The sequence below is a fragment of the Protofrankia coriariae genome (genome assembly GCF_001017755.1).
Taxonomy (GTDB): Bacteria; Actinomycetota; Actinomycetes; order Frankiales; family Frankiaceae; genus Protofrankia; species Protofrankia coriariae.
This window is the reverse complement of the sequence record NZ_JWIO01000034.1, coordinates 1-14769: the sequence shown is the minus strand read 5'-3', so window position 1 is coordinate 14769 and position 14769 is coordinate 1. Positions and strand designations below refer to the sequence as shown.

General features: G+C 70.6%; 12 protein-coding genes. 6 read left to right on the top strand and 6 right to left on the bottom strand.

Annotated elements, in window-relative coordinates:
* Positions 1-903: 903 nt before the first annotated feature.
* Positions 904-1602, top strand: coding sequence for a hypothetical protein (locus FrCorBMG51_RS18290; RefSeq protein WP_157180566.1), 699 nt, complete (start codon positions 904-906; stop codon positions 1600-1602).
* 93 nt (positions 1603-1695) lie between these two features.
* Here FrCorBMG51_RS18290 and FrCorBMG51_RS18285 read toward each other — a convergent pair whose 3' ends face one another.
* The 3 genes from FrCorBMG51_RS18285 to hppD form a co-directional block, all read right to left on the bottom strand.
* Positions 1696-2112, bottom strand: coding sequence for a hypothetical protein (locus FrCorBMG51_RS18285; protein ID WP_047224278.1), 417 nt, complete (start codon positions 2110-2112; stop codon positions 1696-1698).
* A 313-nt stretch (positions 2113-2425) separates the two neighbouring features.
* Complete coding sequence (locus FrCorBMG51_RS34980; RefSeq protein WP_476742203.1) at positions 2426-4732, bottom strand: fumarylacetoacetate hydrolase family protein; 2307 nt, start codon at positions 4730-4732, stop codon at positions 2426-2428.
* A 158-nt stretch (positions 4733-4890) separates the two neighbouring features.
* Entirely contained in the window at positions 4891-6132 is a 1242-nt protein-coding gene (hppD, locus tag FrCorBMG51_RS18275) for a 4-hydroxyphenylpyruvate dioxygenase (RefSeq protein WP_047224277.1), read from the bottom strand.
* A gap of 770 nt (positions 6133-6902) precedes the next feature.
* Between hppD and FrCorBMG51_RS29055 the strand changes: the two genes are divergently transcribed.
* Positions 6903-7238, top strand: a complete 336-nt coding sequence (locus tag FrCorBMG51_RS29055) for a hypothetical protein (RefSeq protein ID WP_013873274.1) — start codon at positions 6903-6905, stop codon at positions 7236-7238.
* A gap of 253 nt (positions 7239-7491) precedes the next feature.
* Here the strand turns inward: FrCorBMG51_RS29055 and FrCorBMG51_RS18260 are convergent, their stop codons facing one another.
* Positions 7492-8889 carry an aldehyde dehydrogenase family protein gene (locus tag FrCorBMG51_RS18260; protein WP_052914816.1) on the bottom strand — a complete coding sequence of 466 codons (1398 nt, stop codon included), beginning with the start codon at positions 8887-8889 and terminating at the stop codon, positions 7492-7494.
* A gap of 322 nt (positions 8890-9211) precedes the next feature.
* Between FrCorBMG51_RS18260 and FrCorBMG51_RS18255 the strand changes: the two genes are divergently transcribed.
* The 3 genes from FrCorBMG51_RS18255 (at position 9212) to FrCorBMG51_RS18245 (ending at position 12605) form a co-directional block, all read left to right on the top strand.
* Positions 9212-10600, top strand: a complete 1389-nt coding sequence (locus FrCorBMG51_RS18255; RefSeq protein ID WP_047224275.1) for a YibE/F family protein — start codon at positions 9212-9214, stop codon at positions 10598-10600.
* Between the two features lie 178 nt (positions 10601-10778).
* Positions 10779-11831, top strand: a complete 1053-nt coding sequence (locus tag FrCorBMG51_RS18250; RefSeq protein ID WP_047224274.1) for an ATP-binding protein — start codon at positions 10779-10781, stop codon at positions 11829-11831.
* Positions 11832-11864: 33 nt separating this feature from the next.
* A complete protein-coding gene (locus FrCorBMG51_RS18245; RefSeq protein WP_047224273.1) occupies positions 11865-12605 on the top strand; it encodes a SagB family peptide dehydrogenase in 741 nt (246 codons plus the stop codon).
* A gap of 114 nt (positions 12606-12719) precedes the next feature.
* Here the strand turns inward: FrCorBMG51_RS18245 and FrCorBMG51_RS18240 are convergent, their stop codons facing one another.
* Positions 12720-13418, bottom strand: a complete 699-nt coding sequence (locus FrCorBMG51_RS18240; protein WP_083731360.1) for a phosphotransferase family protein — start codon at positions 13416-13418, stop codon at positions 12720-12722.
* Positions 13415-14011, bottom strand: a complete 597-nt coding sequence (locus FrCorBMG51_RS18235; protein WP_052914813.1) for an NsdA family TPR-like regulatory protein — start codon at positions 14009-14011, stop codon at positions 13415-13417. The genes FrCorBMG51_RS18240 and FrCorBMG51_RS18235 overlap by 4 nt, the downstream gene beginning before the upstream one ends.
* Positions 14012-14095: 84 nt before the next feature.
* Here FrCorBMG51_RS18235 and cyaB point away from each other — a divergent pair, with 84 nt between their 5' ends.
* Entirely contained in the window at positions 14096-14650 is a 555-nt protein-coding gene (cyaB, locus tag FrCorBMG51_RS25545; protein WP_052914812.1) for a class IV adenylate cyclase, read from the top strand.
* The last annotated feature ends 119 nt before the right edge of the window (positions 14651-14769 follow it).

The following is a 14769-nucleotide window of genomic DNA, read 5'->3' as shown; positions in this document are numbered from 1 at the left end:
CGGCGCTGGCCTCGGCGAGGGTGTACTGCTCGACGAACGACAGTGGGAACGGCTCGTCGGCGTGGCGCAGCTCGCCGAACTCCTTCACGCCGGGGATGGCCCGATGGTTGACGTCGTCGTAGACGGCGTACCCGTTCTGCAGGAAGAACGCGAGGTTGGCGAGCAGGTGCTGGGCGAGGTCGGCGACCGGGATCACGAGCAGCGAGCCGGGATGGTTGACGATCCAGGTGTTGTGGCCTTCGAGGTAGGGCTCCTCGCGCGGCAGGTGGATCCGCTCGGGTGACAGCTGCCGGTAGCGGGCGACGGTGGCCGCGAGCCAGTCGTCGATGTCGACCTGGCCGTCGACGACCGCGACGTCGGGCGGCGCGTCCCGGGTGGGCAGGAAGTAGGTGCCCGTGTCGTCGGTGAAGAAGAACTCGGCCGTGTGGAACCCGGCGGCCGACGGGAAGGCGCGCCCACTCGCCGACCCGCTGTAGTTGGGGAACGCGGGCGCGTAGCCGGGATGGTGGCTGATGCCGAAGTGCCAGCCGGTCACGCCGGTCACGGTGGCCAGCACCAGGGCGCGTTCGAGTTCGCTCAGCGGCTGTGGCTGCCGGCCGCTGCGGAACGCCAGCGGACCGGCCGGGATCTCCCCGCCCACCGGGAAGCGCCGGGAACGGCGGCCGTGGATCCCCGCCNCGTCGACGGCCGCCGGGAAGCACGGCCGCGCTGATGGCAGACATACTTCCCTGTCCCTCTTTCCCGCCCGCGCCGCTGTAACCTCCCCGGCTGCATATCTGGAACACGCTCGCAACGCACCCCCGCCGCCGAGAGGCAGGGACAATCGGCATCATGGTGGATGAGGAAGGATCGAGCACCGAGAAAAGCGGTCGGTTCAGAAGTGCGTGGCGCGAGGCGTGGGCTGTGAGCAACCGCGCGTACGCTGAGGGGGAGGAGCGTGGCAGGCAGCAGCACGCCGCCAGGCAGGATCGGCTGCGCGACGGCACGACCGCCATCGAGATCCGGGAGACGTTCGGGCGTGCCACCGGGCGGATCGTCCGGCGCACGCCGCTGGCGATCGCGCTGGGGATCGGCGCGGTGTACCTCGGTCGCATCGGGTTAGCCGGGATCCTCCACTACGGCTTCGGAGGCGCGTTCCTGGCGAGCCTCGCAGGCGTGGCCGGAGCCATCACCGCCGGGTTCCTCACCCTGCTGCTGACCGCCTCCGTGACGCAGCTCGTCATGCGGGCCGCGCGCAACGCCCTGCTGGCGGCCGCGGACGAACGCGGGCTCACCCTCGCCACCGACATCGAGGGTGATCTCCCCCCCGGCGGCGGGCCGGCGCGGTTCGCCTGGGGCGAGGTGAAGAGCCTCGCCCGCTACGCGACCTACCAACTGGAGGCGGACGAGGAGTTCCCGACAACCCGCCCGCCCGAGTACCTCGTCGTGACGACTCACGACGGCCGCATCGTGCGCACCCTCGTGGACGGGCCTCGGAAACCCTGGCGGCGCCTCATGCTCGTCGCGCGCGACGTCGGCCGGGTGGCGGACGTGAGCGGCATCGACAACAGCTTCTCGCACTACACGGACACCGATCCCTTCCACCTCCGGTTCGGGAAGTGACCCCCTGCATGGAACCGTGGGCGGGCTACAACCACGAAGCCGCGTGAATACCGGGCGATCTGTTCTCGTCAGAGCTTCTTGGGAGGGCCTTCGTCACGCTCGTAGGACGGTGATGGTGCGGCCGGCGGGACTGGTGACGGTGTCGATGAAGAACAGCACCAGTGGCCGCGGGCAGGTCCGCGCCCACGCCGTGAGCGCGGCCGCCAGCAGGTCCGCCTCGGACGCCCGCGGCCACACCGGCGGACGCAGCTCCGCTGGCAGAGCGAGCTCCGCACGCCGGCGGATCTCACCGAGGATGCCGAGCTGCGCCGCGCCGTAGTCGTCGCCGACGGCCTCACCCAGCTCGCAGGAGAAGTGCAGCGCAGCGTACCGGCCAGCGGCGGTCAGCTCGTTGGCGAGCGCATGCGGGGTGGTGGTCTTACCCGTCTGCCGGGGGGCGTGGACGACGAAGTAGCCCTCCTGATCGATAAGGCCGGGTGCCGCCGGCAGCCGTGGCGCCGCCGGGATCATGTAGTCGATCCCGGGCCGGCGCAGGCCGGCGGNCGATCTACCGCATCAGGACACCGGCGCGCCTCCGCCGCCAGCGGTCAGCCGTCGACGTCGTGCCGCCCTCGATCACCGGATCATGACAACGAGGAGACAAGTGGCTGCCATGGCAGCCACTTTCGTACTCATTCCCCTTGACCGACGGCTTTGGGAGGCAGGATGCGGGCGCGTACCTCGCCGAGGCCGATGGCGGTCGCGTTCGGGCCGGGAGCGGTGCCGGTGATGACGATCTCGTCGCCGTCCTCGAGGAAGGTGCGGGTCGAGCCGTCGGGGAGGGTCAGGGGCTGGGTCCCGTTCCAGGTGAGCTCGATGAGCGACCCGTACTGCGCGCGGGTGGGGCCACTGACCGTGCCGGAGGCAAGCAGGTCACCGGTGCGCAGNCGTCCATGACGTCGTCGTGATACAGCGTCGACAGGTGGGCGAGCTGCTGGGCCAGCGTCCAGTACATGCCGGCGAACGGCGGCCGGGAGAGCGGATGCCCGTTGAGGGAGATCTCAAGCTCGATGTCGAAGCCCCCCGGCGGCGCGCCGGTGTCGTCGAGGTGGGGCAGCGGACGCGGGTCGCGCGGCGGTGCGGGCACCCGGGCGTGCCGCAGCGCGTCGAGCGGCACGATCCAGGCGGACACGGAGGTGGCGAACGCCTTGCCGAGGAACGGGCCGAGCGGGACGTACTCCCACGCCTGGATGTCGCGGGCGGACCAGTCGTTGACCAGGCAGACACCGAAGACGTGCCGCTCCGCCGCCGCCAGCGGGACGGGACTCCCCGGCCGCGAGGGGGTGCCGACGACGAAGCCGACCTCGGCCTCGATGTCCAGCCGCGCCGTCGGCGCGAACGTGATCTCGCCGTCCGGGGCGTGCAGCTGCCCGCGCGGGCGCACGACCGGCGTCCCGGAGACGACAACGGTGCCGGACCGGCCGTGGTAGCCGATCGGCAGGTGCTTCCAGTTGGGGGTGAGGGGGTTGCCGTCCGGGCGCAGGATGCGGCCCAGGTTGGTGGCGTGGTGTTCACTGGCGTAGAAGTCCACGTATTCGGCGACCGTGAACGGCAGGCGCGGTGTCGCCGCGGCGGCCGGTACCAGCAGCGGCTCGACGGCGCGCCGGTACCGTTCGTCGACGAGCCAGCGCGTCACCTGGGACCGGACCTGTGACCACGTCGTGGGGCCGGCGGCCAGCAGCCGGTCGAGGCTGCCGGTGGTGAACAGCCCGGCCTGCTCCGGCAGGAGCGTGCCGGCGGCCGTGGTCAGGTCCAGGATGTGCTCGCCGATCGCGACGCCGACGCGCGCGCCCGGCGCGTCCGGCGTGGTGAAGCTCCCGTAGGGCAGCGTGCGTATCCCAAAGGGATGGTCGTGCTCCACCTCGACCCAGGACGCGCGGGACGCGGCGGCGTCGAGCGGCCCGGCCGGCGGCGGGGTGTCCGGCGTCATCGGCTGTCCGGTGTTATTGGGTGCTCGGTGTCGTCGGCTGTCCCCGTCCGCCCAGGTCCAGGCGTAGCGGCCGTCGTCGCAGGCAAGGGCACCCTCACCGAGCTCGAGTGGGCGGAAGGTGTCGACCATGACCGCGAGCTCGTCGACGGACTCCACCCCGAGTGAACGCTCCACCGCGCCCGGCTGCGGGCCGTGCGTGTGCCCGCCCGGATGCAGGCTGACCGAGCCCGGCCCGATGCCGGAGCCCCCGCGCGCCGCATAGTCCCCGCCGCAGTAGAACATCACCTCGTCGGAGTCGACGTTGGAATGGTAGTAGGGCACCGGCACGGCCAGCGGGTGGTAGTCGACCTTGCGGGGGACGAAGTTGCAGATCATGACGTTGCGGCCGGCGAAGACCTGGTGGACGGGCGGCGGCTGGTGCACCCGTCCGGTGACCGGCTCGAAGTCGGCGATGTTGAACGTGTAGGGGTACAGGCAGCCGTCCCAGCCCACCACGTCGAACGGATGGCTGGGGCAGCGGTAGCGGGTCCCGGCGACACCGCCGTTGGCACCGCGTGAGTGGTGGTGCTTGACGAGCACCTCCACGTCGGTTCCGGTCACCAGCAGCGGCCCGGCGGGCGGGCGCAGGTCCCGCTCGCAGTACGGTGCGTGCTCCAGGAACTGCCCGTGCCGGGACAGGTAGCGCGGCGGCGGGGCGAGGTGGGAGTTCGCCTCGATGACGTACACGCGCAGCGGCGTGGCCGGGTCCGGGACCCAGCGGTGGGTGACGCCCCGGGGTATGATCACGTAGTCGCCCTGGCGGGCGTCGAGCGTGCCGAAGACCGTCTCCACGGTTGCCGCGCCGGCTTCGACGTACCCGCACTCGTCGCCGGTGGTGTTGCGGTACAGCGGGCTGGCCGCGCCCGCGACGACGTAGCAGATGCGCACGTCGGCGTTGCCGAGGATCAGCCGCCGTCCCGTGACCACGTCGATGTCCCCGGGCTGTGTCCCGGGTTGTGTCCCGTCGAACAGTGCCGGCAGCCGGAAGTGCCGGGGCAGCAGCGGGATGTTCGGGTGGGTGGTCAGGTCCGCGGGCCTCCAGGGCGTGGCGTCGACGATCGCGGCGGGCACTCCGGTGTGGTAGAGCAGCGCGCTGTCCCCGGCGAAGCCTTCCGCGCCCATCAGCTCCTCGCGGTAGAGACCTCCGTCGGGGCGGCGGTGCTGGGTGTGCCGTTTGGGCGGAACGTCGCCCACGGCCCGGTAGTGGGGCATGGCATGTCCTTCCCGTCCTTCCCGCCCGGCACCCCTGGCGTCTTACCGTGTCCCGGGCGGCCCCGGCGTCAGAGGTTGCCGCGTCTGGCCTGCTCACGCTCGATGGCCTCGAACAGCGCCCGGAAGTTTCCGACGCCGAAACCGAGCGCCCCGTGCCGCTCGATGAACTCGAGGAACACCGTCGGCCGGTCGCCGATCGGCCTGGTGAAGATCTGCAGCAGATAGCCGTCCTCGTCGCGGTCGACCAGGATGCCGCGGGCGCGCAGCTCCTCGACCGGTACCCGCACCTCGCCGACGCGGGCGCGCAGCCCGGGGTCGCGATAGTAGGCGTCCGGGGTGTCGAGGAACTCCACGCCCCGGGCCCGCAGGACGTCCACGGTGGTGATGATGTCGCTGGTGGCCAGCGCCAGGTGCTGGACGCCGGGACCGTCGTAGAAGTCGAGGTACTCGTCGATCTGGGAGCGCCGGGCGCTGACGGCCGGCTCGTTGAGGGGGAGCTTCACCCGGTGGTTGCCGTTGGTGACCACCTTGCTCATCAGCGCCGAGTACCTGGTGGCGACGTCCCCGCCGACGAACTCCGCCATGGTGGTGAAGCCCATCACCCGGTTGTAGAAGGCGACCCACTCGTCCAGCCGGCCCAGCTCCACGTTGCCCACCACGTGGTCGAGCGCTTGGAACAGCCGGCCGGGCCCGCCTGCTGGCCGCGCCTGGCCGGACGTGTCGCTGGTGTCGCCGGTACGGCTGGTGTCGCCGGTACGGCTGACGTAGCCGGGCAGGTAGGGGCCGGTGTACCGGCTGCGGTCGACGAGGCTGTGCCGGGTCTCGCCGTAGGTGGCGATGGCGGCGACGCGGACGGTGCCGTGCTCGTCGCGCAGGTCGTGGGGCTCCTCGACGACCGTCGCCCCCCGCGCGCGGGCGTGGGCGACGCAGCGGTCGACGTCGGGGACCTCCAGGGCGATGTCGATCACCCCTTCCCCGTGCCGGCGGTGGTGGCGCAGCAGGGGGGACGCCGAGTCGACCCCGCCCTTGAGGACGAACCGGACCGCTCCGGAGCGCAGCACGTACGCCTTGTGGTCACGGTTGCCGGTCTCGGGCCCGCTGTAGGCGATCAGTTCCATGCCGAACACGGTCTGGTAGAACAGCGCGGCCTGGGTGGCGTTGCCGACCGACCACACGACAGCGTCCCAGCCCGAGACCGGGAAGGGGTCGGCGGCCGTGTCGTGCTCCACCAGCCCGACGAGGCGGCGCATCTGGTCGAGGTCGGGTTCCATCGACCACTGCCGGCTGGTGGAGGTCTCGCTGCCGCTCATGACCGAGCCTCCGTGGAGTCGAGGACGGGGTTCCTGCCGGACAGTAAGCACACCGCACGAACAAATACCTGTGCAACTTCTCTGTTCGGCCTACCGGGACACCCCACAGGGGCTGAGCGAGCCCACGGCGCCGGCACCGGGCGGGGCGGAACGGGCCGCGCCCACCGCGCCGGATGCTTCTCCCGCACCGGGCCTCTCGGCATCGGACGGGCGGCCGGCCGCCGGGTGGCCGCGGGACTGTCCGGCGGTGGGCACCGATGACACGGTCCGCCGCCAGGGCGGTGGCGACCCGTTGCCGCGCGGTGGCGGCCCGCTGCCGCTCCACCACCGGTGGTCCCGTCCACGGCGGGACGTGTGGCACTGCTCCACCACCGGTGGTCCCGGCGTTCTTCGCAATGGTCCCGGCATTTTCCGCGATGGTCCTCAGGTGATGTCGACAACCGGGCGTGGCCTGGCCGGCGGAGGCAGAATTCGTGACGGCCGGTCGTCGGCCACCGTGACAGTGTCCGTTTCGGAGTGGGACAACGCATACCGTCGACGCCGACGGTGACCGTGGTACAGCAAATACCGTTGCCCGGAGCACTGTGGGCCCGGACCGCCATCCGGCCCGGGTCGGTTCCTGTGACATACACGTACTGCGCCGGGAATAGTCCCCGCCCGGCCCGGCACATGGCCTAACGTGAACGAGACGCGGCTACCATTTCGTTTTTCGGGAGTTCGCGTTGCTGCAGGTTCTATCGGATGAATGCGTTGGGAGGTAGGTGTTACCCGTGCAGAACGACAAGAATTCGATAGTCCGGAGGGTCCTCGCCGGCGCGACCGTGGCGCTCGGTGCCGCGGCCTTCATCGGTCTGGGCACCTCTGTCGCAACCGCAAGCAGCGTAGACGCCGGTGCCACCACCGTCGTGGGTGCTGACGCGGGTGTCGGTGTCGGCCCGATCGTCGGCCCGGTTGGCCCCATCGGCCCCGTGGGTCCTGTCGGCCCCGTCGGGCCGGTCGGCCCCGTCGGCCCCGTCGGCCCTGTTGGTGTCGGCCCGATCGTCGGCCCGGTTGGTCCGATCGTCGGTCCGGTCGGCGTCGGCCCGATCGTCGGCCCGATCGTCTGACCAGCACCAACACCTGACTGGCACCAACACGGTGTGACGGCGCGACTCCGACAGCAACTCGCCGACAACAAGTGGTGAGCGGACGTTGAGCCAGCATTATCGAAATACAGCTCGATCGCACCGGCGGGACCGGCACCGATGACGGATCCCGCCGGTGCGCCTTCTCCCGGGCGCCGCCAGACCCGCCCCGGGTTCGGGCAGCACCCGTGGCCGGGGCGGGCCGGACAGCCAGCGTCAGAAAAGCTCAGAAAAATCAGAAAAGGCGGCGCAACAGCTTCTTCTTCCATGCCGTGCGCGGCGGGTAGAGCAGTGGCGGATCAGGCCGGGCCGGTTTCGTGACGACCGCTCGGCGGTGACTGAGCGCCTCGAATCCCCACCGGCCGTGGTAGGCACCGATCCCGCTGTCACCGACTCCCCCGAAGGGCAGCTGCGGGACGAGGACGTGCACCGCCAGGTGGTTGACGACGACACCGCCGGAGCTTGTTTCGCGCAGCACCCGCCGCACCACCGTTTTCGAACCGGTGAAAAGATACAGGGCGAGCGGCTTCGGCCGTGCGTTGACAAAAGCGATCGCCTCGTCGAGGGAGCCGACCGTCAGAACGGGCAGAATCGGCCCGAATATCTCCTGGGTCATCAGCTCCGAGGCCGGGTCCGGATCGAGCACGACCGTCGCCTCGACGGTGATCGTGTCGGGATCGCCGCCGCCGCCGACCACGACCTGCCCGCGGTGTCCGTCGAGCACGCGGCGCAGCCGGTCGAACTGCCGTGCGTTCACGATCCGCTGCACGGGCTCGTCCCGCTCGAACCGCTCCAGCGTGGCCCGGACCCTGGCAACGAACTCGTCCCGGACCGAGCTGTCGACGAGAACGTAGTCGGGGGCGATACAGGTCTGGCCGGCGTTCAGCAGCTTCACCGAGACGATCCGCTGGGCGGCGACGTCCAGGTCGGCGTCTGGCGTGACAATGACCGGGCTCTTGCCGCCCAGCTCCAGGGTCACCGGGGTGAGGTGCCGCGCCGCGGCCTCCATCACCTGCTTACCGGTCTCTGTTCCACCGGTGAAGAAGACGTGGTCGAGCCCCTGCGCCACCAGCTGCCGGGTGACGGTGGCATCCCCCTCGCACACGGCGACCGCGTCCGCGTCCAGGTACTCCGGCAGCAGGCGGGCGAGCAGCGCGGAGGTCGCGGGCGCGTGCTCGGACGGCTTGACCACGACGGCGTTGCCCGCGGCGAGCGCCCCGACGAGCGGGGACAGCGTCAGGTAGACCGGGTAGTTCCACGGGCCGACGACGAGCACCACGCCCAGCGGTTCGTACTGGTAGAAACCCCTGCCCGGCAGCATGTTCACCGGCAGCGACGTCCGCCGTGGGCGCGCCCATCCCCGCAGGTGCCTGCGGGCGTGGGCGGCTTCGGCGCGGGTGCTGGCGATGTCCCCGAACCAGGCGTTGTGGGCGTCACGCCCGAGGTCGGCGCCGAGCGCGGCGACAATGTCGTCCTCCCGTTGGGTGAGCAGGCGTTCGATCGCGCCGAGCTGCCGCAGCCGCCACGCGACATCGCGGGTGCGGCCCGTCGCGAACGTCCGGCGCAGCCGCTCGACCGTCGCGGCGGCATCGGGCCGGGCCTGCGCAACCGGTCCCGACGTGACCACGGCCATGCCCGTCCCCGCCTTTCCTGCCCGCTCGGTCCTCGTCCCCGGTCCTCGTCCCCGGTGTCCCCTGTCGGTCCCCGTCGGAGACACACCCCAATGACCGGTGTGCGCCAGATTCCATGTTTTTGGACGGCTCCGGCGAGGTGGCTCCAGCTGAAATCGTAACGGCCGGAAAAGCTTCGCCGGCGGTGCGACGAGCGCAAAGCTTAATGATCATGAATACCTGGAGCGGCCACCGGCGCGAGCTCACGCGGGCCCGCTCCCCCGGCCGTGGCACGAGACCCTCGAGACAACCGTGCCCACCCGGCATCAACCACACTCAGGTGGCATGGGGCACAACCACGGCCGTTCCACCCCCGCGCATGGTCACGCGGCGCCCGGCAGAACGTCACGCAGGGCCGCGACCGCGATGGCCGCGGCCATCGCGGTGATCCTCGTCCTCACCGTCGCGGGCGCCGTCCTGCTGTGGCCGAACACCACCCCCCGCCACGCCCCGAGCCAGCTGCGCGACCTCACCGGCGGCGCCCCCGACCTCGTCGACGCGACGATCGGACGCGCCGGGCAGGGCCCCTGCCCGGACCCCAGCGGCGCGGGCCCCTCCCCCGCCGCCTGCGACCAGCTCGACATCGTCCTGACCGGCCGGCCCGCGCCCGGCAACCAGATCCATCTGGACGTCCCCGTGGATCCGACCCGTCCCGCGTACGAGCCGGGCGACCGGATCCGTCTCGCCCCGACGGTCGACACCAGCGGCCAGCCCACCTACTACATCGTGGACTTCCAGCGCGCGGCGCCGCTGGGCTGGATCGCCGCGCTCACCGCCGTCATGGTCGTGGCCGTCGCCCGCTGGCGTGGGCTCGCCGCGCTCGCCGGCCTCGTCCTGACCTATCTCGTAATCGTCAGGTTCACGTTGCCGTCCCTGCTCGACGGGCACTCCCCCGTCTCGGTGGCGCTGACCACCGGCGCGGCGCTGATGGTCGGCCTGCTCTATCTCGCCCACGGTGTCTCCGCCCGCACCACGGTCGCGCTGCTGGACACCCTCGCCAGCCTCGCCCTGACCGCCGCGCTCGGTGCCGCGGCCATCGACCTCGCCCACATCACCGGCCTCGGTTCCGACGAGGACGTCACCCTCAAGGCCTTCGCCGGCGAGCTCAGCCTGCCCGGTCTCGTGCTCGCCAGCGTCATCATCGGCTCGCTCGGGCTGATCAACGACATGACCGTCACCCAGGCCGCGGCCGTCTGGGAGGTCTCCGACGCCGCCCCCGACACCCCGGTGCGCCACCTCTACCGGGCCGGGATGCGGGTCGGACGTGACCACATCGCCTCCAGCGTCTACACCCTCGCCCTCGCCTACGCCGGTGCCGCCCTGCCCACCCTGCTCCTGTTCACCCTCGCCGACCGCGCCAGCGCGGACGTCGCCACCTCCGAACTCGTCGCCACCGAGATCGTCCGTACCGCGGCCGGCACCGTCGGCCTCGTCGCCTCCGTGCCGCTCACCACCGCCATCGCCGCCCTCGTCGTCTCCCGCCGCCGGCCGGCGGACGCGGGCACGGGCGCGGCCCCGCCCGACACGGATGGTGCCGCCGTCACCGGTCGCGCCCGACATCCCGGCTCCGGCTCAGCCGCGTCATCCCCGTCTAACGCGGATGGCGCTGTCGCCGCCGGCCACCCCGCCGACACCCAGCCGTTGACCTATCGCGCGAGCCCCGGCCGTTCGTAGCGGCGAACCGCGCTCCCCGCGGCGCCTCGGGGCGTTCCCGGCCGTCGCTCGGCCGCTCGGCGCGCCGCCGGTCGGCCGCCCGCCAGGCCCGCCCGGCACACCACCATTAACGAAAACGATTACTATTACAGTATGCTGTGCTGATCGTAGCAGTGTCGCCACGACATCGGAGCCCAGCATGAAGATCGCGTTCGTCGGCAAGGGCGGCAGCGGCAAGACCACGCTGTCCGCGCTGTTCTGCCGGCATCTGGCCGCCCACGGCCACCCCGTCCTGGCCATCGACGCCGACATCAACCAGCACCTCGGCGCCGCCCTCGGCCTCGACGACGACACCACGCCACCCCCGATGGGCGAACACCTCGACGCGATCAAGGACTACCTGAGGGGAGACAACCCGCGCATCCCGTCCGCGTCGGTGATGGTGAAGACGACCCCGCCCGGCTCCGGATCACGGCTGCTGTCGGTGATCGGCCACAACCCGCTGTGGGCACGCTTCGGTGTCGACGTCGCCGGCATGCGACTGCTGGCCACCGGCGCGTTCACCGAGGACGACCTCGGCGTGGCCTGCTTCCACTCCAAGCTCGGAGCCGTCGAGCTGCTGCTCAACCATCTGCTCGACACCGCGGGCGAATACGTGGTGGTCGACATGACCGCCGGCGCCGACGCGTTCGCCTCCGGCCTGTTCACCCGTTTCGACCACACCTTCCTGGTCTGCGAACCCACTCGCAAGGCAGTTGCGGTGCACCGGCAGTACCGCCGGTACGCCGCCGACTTCGACGTCACCCTCTCCGTGATCGGGAACAAGGTCACAGACGACGAGGACGTCGCGTTCCTGCGCCGGGAGGTCGGTGACGACCTGCTGGTCTGTCTCACCCAGTCGGCGCCGGTACGCGCGATGGAACAGGGCCGGCCGTTCGGCATCGGCGACCTGGAGCCGGCGAACCTGGCCGCGCTGGCCGAGATCCAGCGCGCGGTCGACAGCACCGTCCGGGACTGGGACCGCTTCGTCGCCCAGATGCACGACATCCACCTGCGCAACGCCGTGGCCTGGGCCAACGACGCGACCGGCGTGGACCTGGCCGACCAGATCGAGCCCGGCTTCCGGCCCACCCCCGGGCTGGTACCAGCGGCCCGCACCGCGCCCGACCGCACGACGCCCGACCGCGGTACGCCCAGCCTCAGCGTGCCCAGCCACGCGGCGTCCGGCCACACCGCCGGCCGGACGGCCTGACCGGGTCGTTTCGGCGGGCCGGCGAGGACGAACATGAGTGACACCGCGGACGCGATCAGCCGTATCCAGCGGATCCAGGATCTCCTCAACGGCCCGCCGAACCGGGAGGCCGTCCTTGACGGGCTGTCCGCGGGCACCGGGCGGATCGCGTTACCCCGAGCGCGGCCGGACATCCCGGTCGGCCTCGGCCAGATCCTTGCCGCCCGCAAGTCCCGTTATCGGTTTCATGCCGACCCACCAGACGCGCGGGAGCTGTCGTCGCTGTTGCGGTGGGCTCTCGGACCACAGCGGACGGTCCGGCTGCCCACCGGCGCCGAGCACCGGATGCGGATGGCCCCGTCCGCGGGCGGGCTGCCGTCGCTGGCGGTGTACGTCGCGGTCAGACCCGGCGGCGACCTACCCGGCGGGGTGTTCCGCCACGAGGCCGACGACGATCCGGACGTCCAGCATCTGGAGACGCTGTGGTCCGGCGACCCGACGGCGGCGCTGCGCTCGGTGCTGGCCCAGCCCGACTTCGCCGAACGGGCGCCGATCACTCTCCTTCTGGTCGCCCGGCTGGACACCACGCTCGTGAAATACCCGATCCGCCACTACCGGACGCTGCACGTCGACTCGGGCATCGCCGTCCAGAACCTCTACCTGGTCGCGACCGCCCTCGACCTGGCCGGCTGCGCGGTAACAGGCTTCGACGACCACCTGATCACACAACTACTACGCCTACCCGACACGATGTTTCCCACAGCCCTGTTCCCCCTCGGCCGGCGGCCGGCATAGCCGACGGCCGCTCCCCCGCTCGACTGGCGACCCCATAACCGCCGGATGGTCTCCTCAGCACCAATGACGGCATTCGTGTCCGAATCCTCGCTTCGCGCTTTGGCCCTGAGTTTCCTATCCGATTGCTGCCCATCCCCACGGCCGCTCTCCCCGCCTTCCCCGCAGACAGTCCACACGCCCCTGCGCTTCCGTTCGGAAGTCCGTTCTCATGGCTGCTTGCTGCACCCCGTAGCAAGTAATTCTTAGTTCTCGGATGCCTCTCAACAGCTCGTAGCCCGGCCAGGCCGTCACGTCGTGGCCGTAGGCATCGACGAACTCGGCGTACTCCGCTTGGCTGATCGTTCCAGTCGAGCCCACCTTGATCGCGGTCGACACCAGATCCCATTCCGGTGGCCCGACCGAGCACCGCTCCAGGTCGAGCAGTATTCCTGTCCGCTCCTCGGTAGCCACAACATTGCCCAGCCAGGCATCGCCGTGCACCACGCGGTGGGGCAGGCCCGGCGGCAGGTCGGGCCACCGTGTTTCCAGATCCGCAAGGTGCTGACGGAGCCAGTCACGATCATCCTCGGCAAGCCATTCGGCCAGGTCGATCCGTTCGCGCAACCGGGTGAACGGCAGCAGCGGGCCGAGCTCGTGGCCCGTATGGCTGACTCGGGCGATGACGCCGACCGCAAGCCGGTAGATCGTGTTTTCGCCAGCACGGACCAGCACGGCACCGGCGACCGGCAGCCCAGCCGCGTCGACGGCGACCTGCAATGCGTGGCTGGCGTCGGTACTCAACTCAGGAGGCGACGCGCCCTCTGCGGTTGTCACGCGGGCTGCACAACGGTGTCGATCCGCCGCCGCAGGTGAGCGACCTGATCGACACGACGGTGTCTGCTGGCGAAGCGGCTCAACTCACGTACCTCATCGGCCAGCCGCCGGGAGTGAATCCTGCCCACCGTATCCAGCGCGCCCCCGCCGATCAGGGCCGCTTCTTGGGGGTCGCCGGTCGTCATCGTCAACGACGCCAACTTGATCTGACTGAGTGCCTGCGACCGTGCATAGGTTGCCGCGTGGCCCTTCGCTGCTCCGCTGAGGCGCGTGACTGCTTCGGGGGCGTACCGCCTGTCCAGTATGGCGAGGTCGAACAGCGCGTGGCCGGTATCGCCGACGTGCTGGGCGGTGTCGTAGTACACCATCCACGCTGGGTCGTTGGTCGGGTTGGCGTGGGCGAACTCGGCATCGGCCATCCCGACGGCCCGAAGCGCCTCCGCTACCCGGCCCAGCTTGGCATTCGCACGTGCCCGGCCGGTGTAGAGCATGGCCCGCTCGGTCGGCGTGAGTCGCTCGCTACGGATGAAGCCGATGTCGATCAATGTCAGGCCCATGTCGGGGTCGCCGCGCCAGATGGCCTGGCGAGCCATCGTCGAGAGCACCTTGGCCCGTAGGTGCCAGTTGCCGGATTCCTCGGCTCCACCAACCCACCCTGTAACCCGGAAAGGACACCCGTGCAGTACATCGAGGTCGAGAAGAAGTTCACGCTGCCCGACCCGGCCGTCCTCAAGGCTGCGCTCGAAAGGCTCGGCGCCAAGCCCAGCGAGCCGACTCGGCAGGTCGACGTCTACTACAACGCCCCGCACCGCGACTTCCTCGCGCCAACAGTGGTGTCGGAGTGGTTGCGCATCAGAACCGAAGGGCGTGGCTCGTCCGTCAACTTCAAGCGCTGGCACCCCGTCGAAGCCGCCGTCAAGACGCACGCTGACGAGTACGAGTCCAAGGTCGACGACGTCGAGGCCATCCGCCGGCTCCTCGAAGCACTCGACTTCACGCCGCTGGTGACCGTCGACAAGACCCGCGAAGAGTGGAAGCTGCCCGAGGTCGAGGTCGTCTTCGACCACGTGGAGGGCGCCGGACACTTCGTCGAGTTCGAATTCAAAGGCGACGCCAACGACGTCGAGGACGCCACCGTCCGGCTGGAAGACTTCATCGACTCCCTCGGGGTGGCTCTGGGTGAGCCGATCAACCGCGGCTACCCACACATCCTCCTTGACCGCGAGCACTGAGCCGGCAACCGGGCACCGGGGGCACCGACTGGCCGCACGCAGCGGCTCGGCCACTACGTCACCCTGACAACCGCAGACCCAGACCGTTTTCGAACCGGGGGACTGTTTCAAGATCGGTG

Excerpts from the sequence above, each read along its gene's own strand:
- FrCorBMG51_RS18245 (WP_047224273.1), top strand. The coding sequence starts at position 11,865 with ATGAGTGACACCGCGGACGCGATCAGCCGTATCCAGCGGATCCAGGAT.
- FrCorBMG51_RS18285 (WP_047224278.1), bottom strand. The coding sequence starts at position 2,112 with ATGATCCCGGCGGCGCCACGGCTGCCGGCGGCACCCGGCCTTATCGAT.
- FrCorBMG51_RS18260 (WP_052914816.1), bottom strand. The coding sequence starts at position 8,889 with ATGGCCGTGGTCACGTCGGGACCGGTTGCGCAGGCCCGGCCCGATGCC.
- FrCorBMG51_RS18255 (WP_047224275.1), top strand. The coding sequence starts at position 9,212 with ATGGGGCACAACCACGGCCGTTCCACCCCCGCGCATGGTCACGCGGCG.
- hppD (WP_047224277.1), bottom strand. The coding sequence starts at position 6,132 with ATGAGCGGCAGCGAGACCTCCACCAGCCGGCAGTGGTCGATGGAACCC.
- FrCorBMG51_RS18250 (WP_047224274.1), top strand. The coding sequence starts at position 10,779 with ATGAAGATCGCGTTCGTCGGCAAGGGCGGCAGCGGCAAGACCACGCTG.
- FrCorBMG51_RS18235 (WP_052914813.1), bottom strand. The coding sequence starts at position 14,011 with ATGGCTCGCCAGGCCATCTGGCGCGGCGACCCCGACATGGGCCTGACA.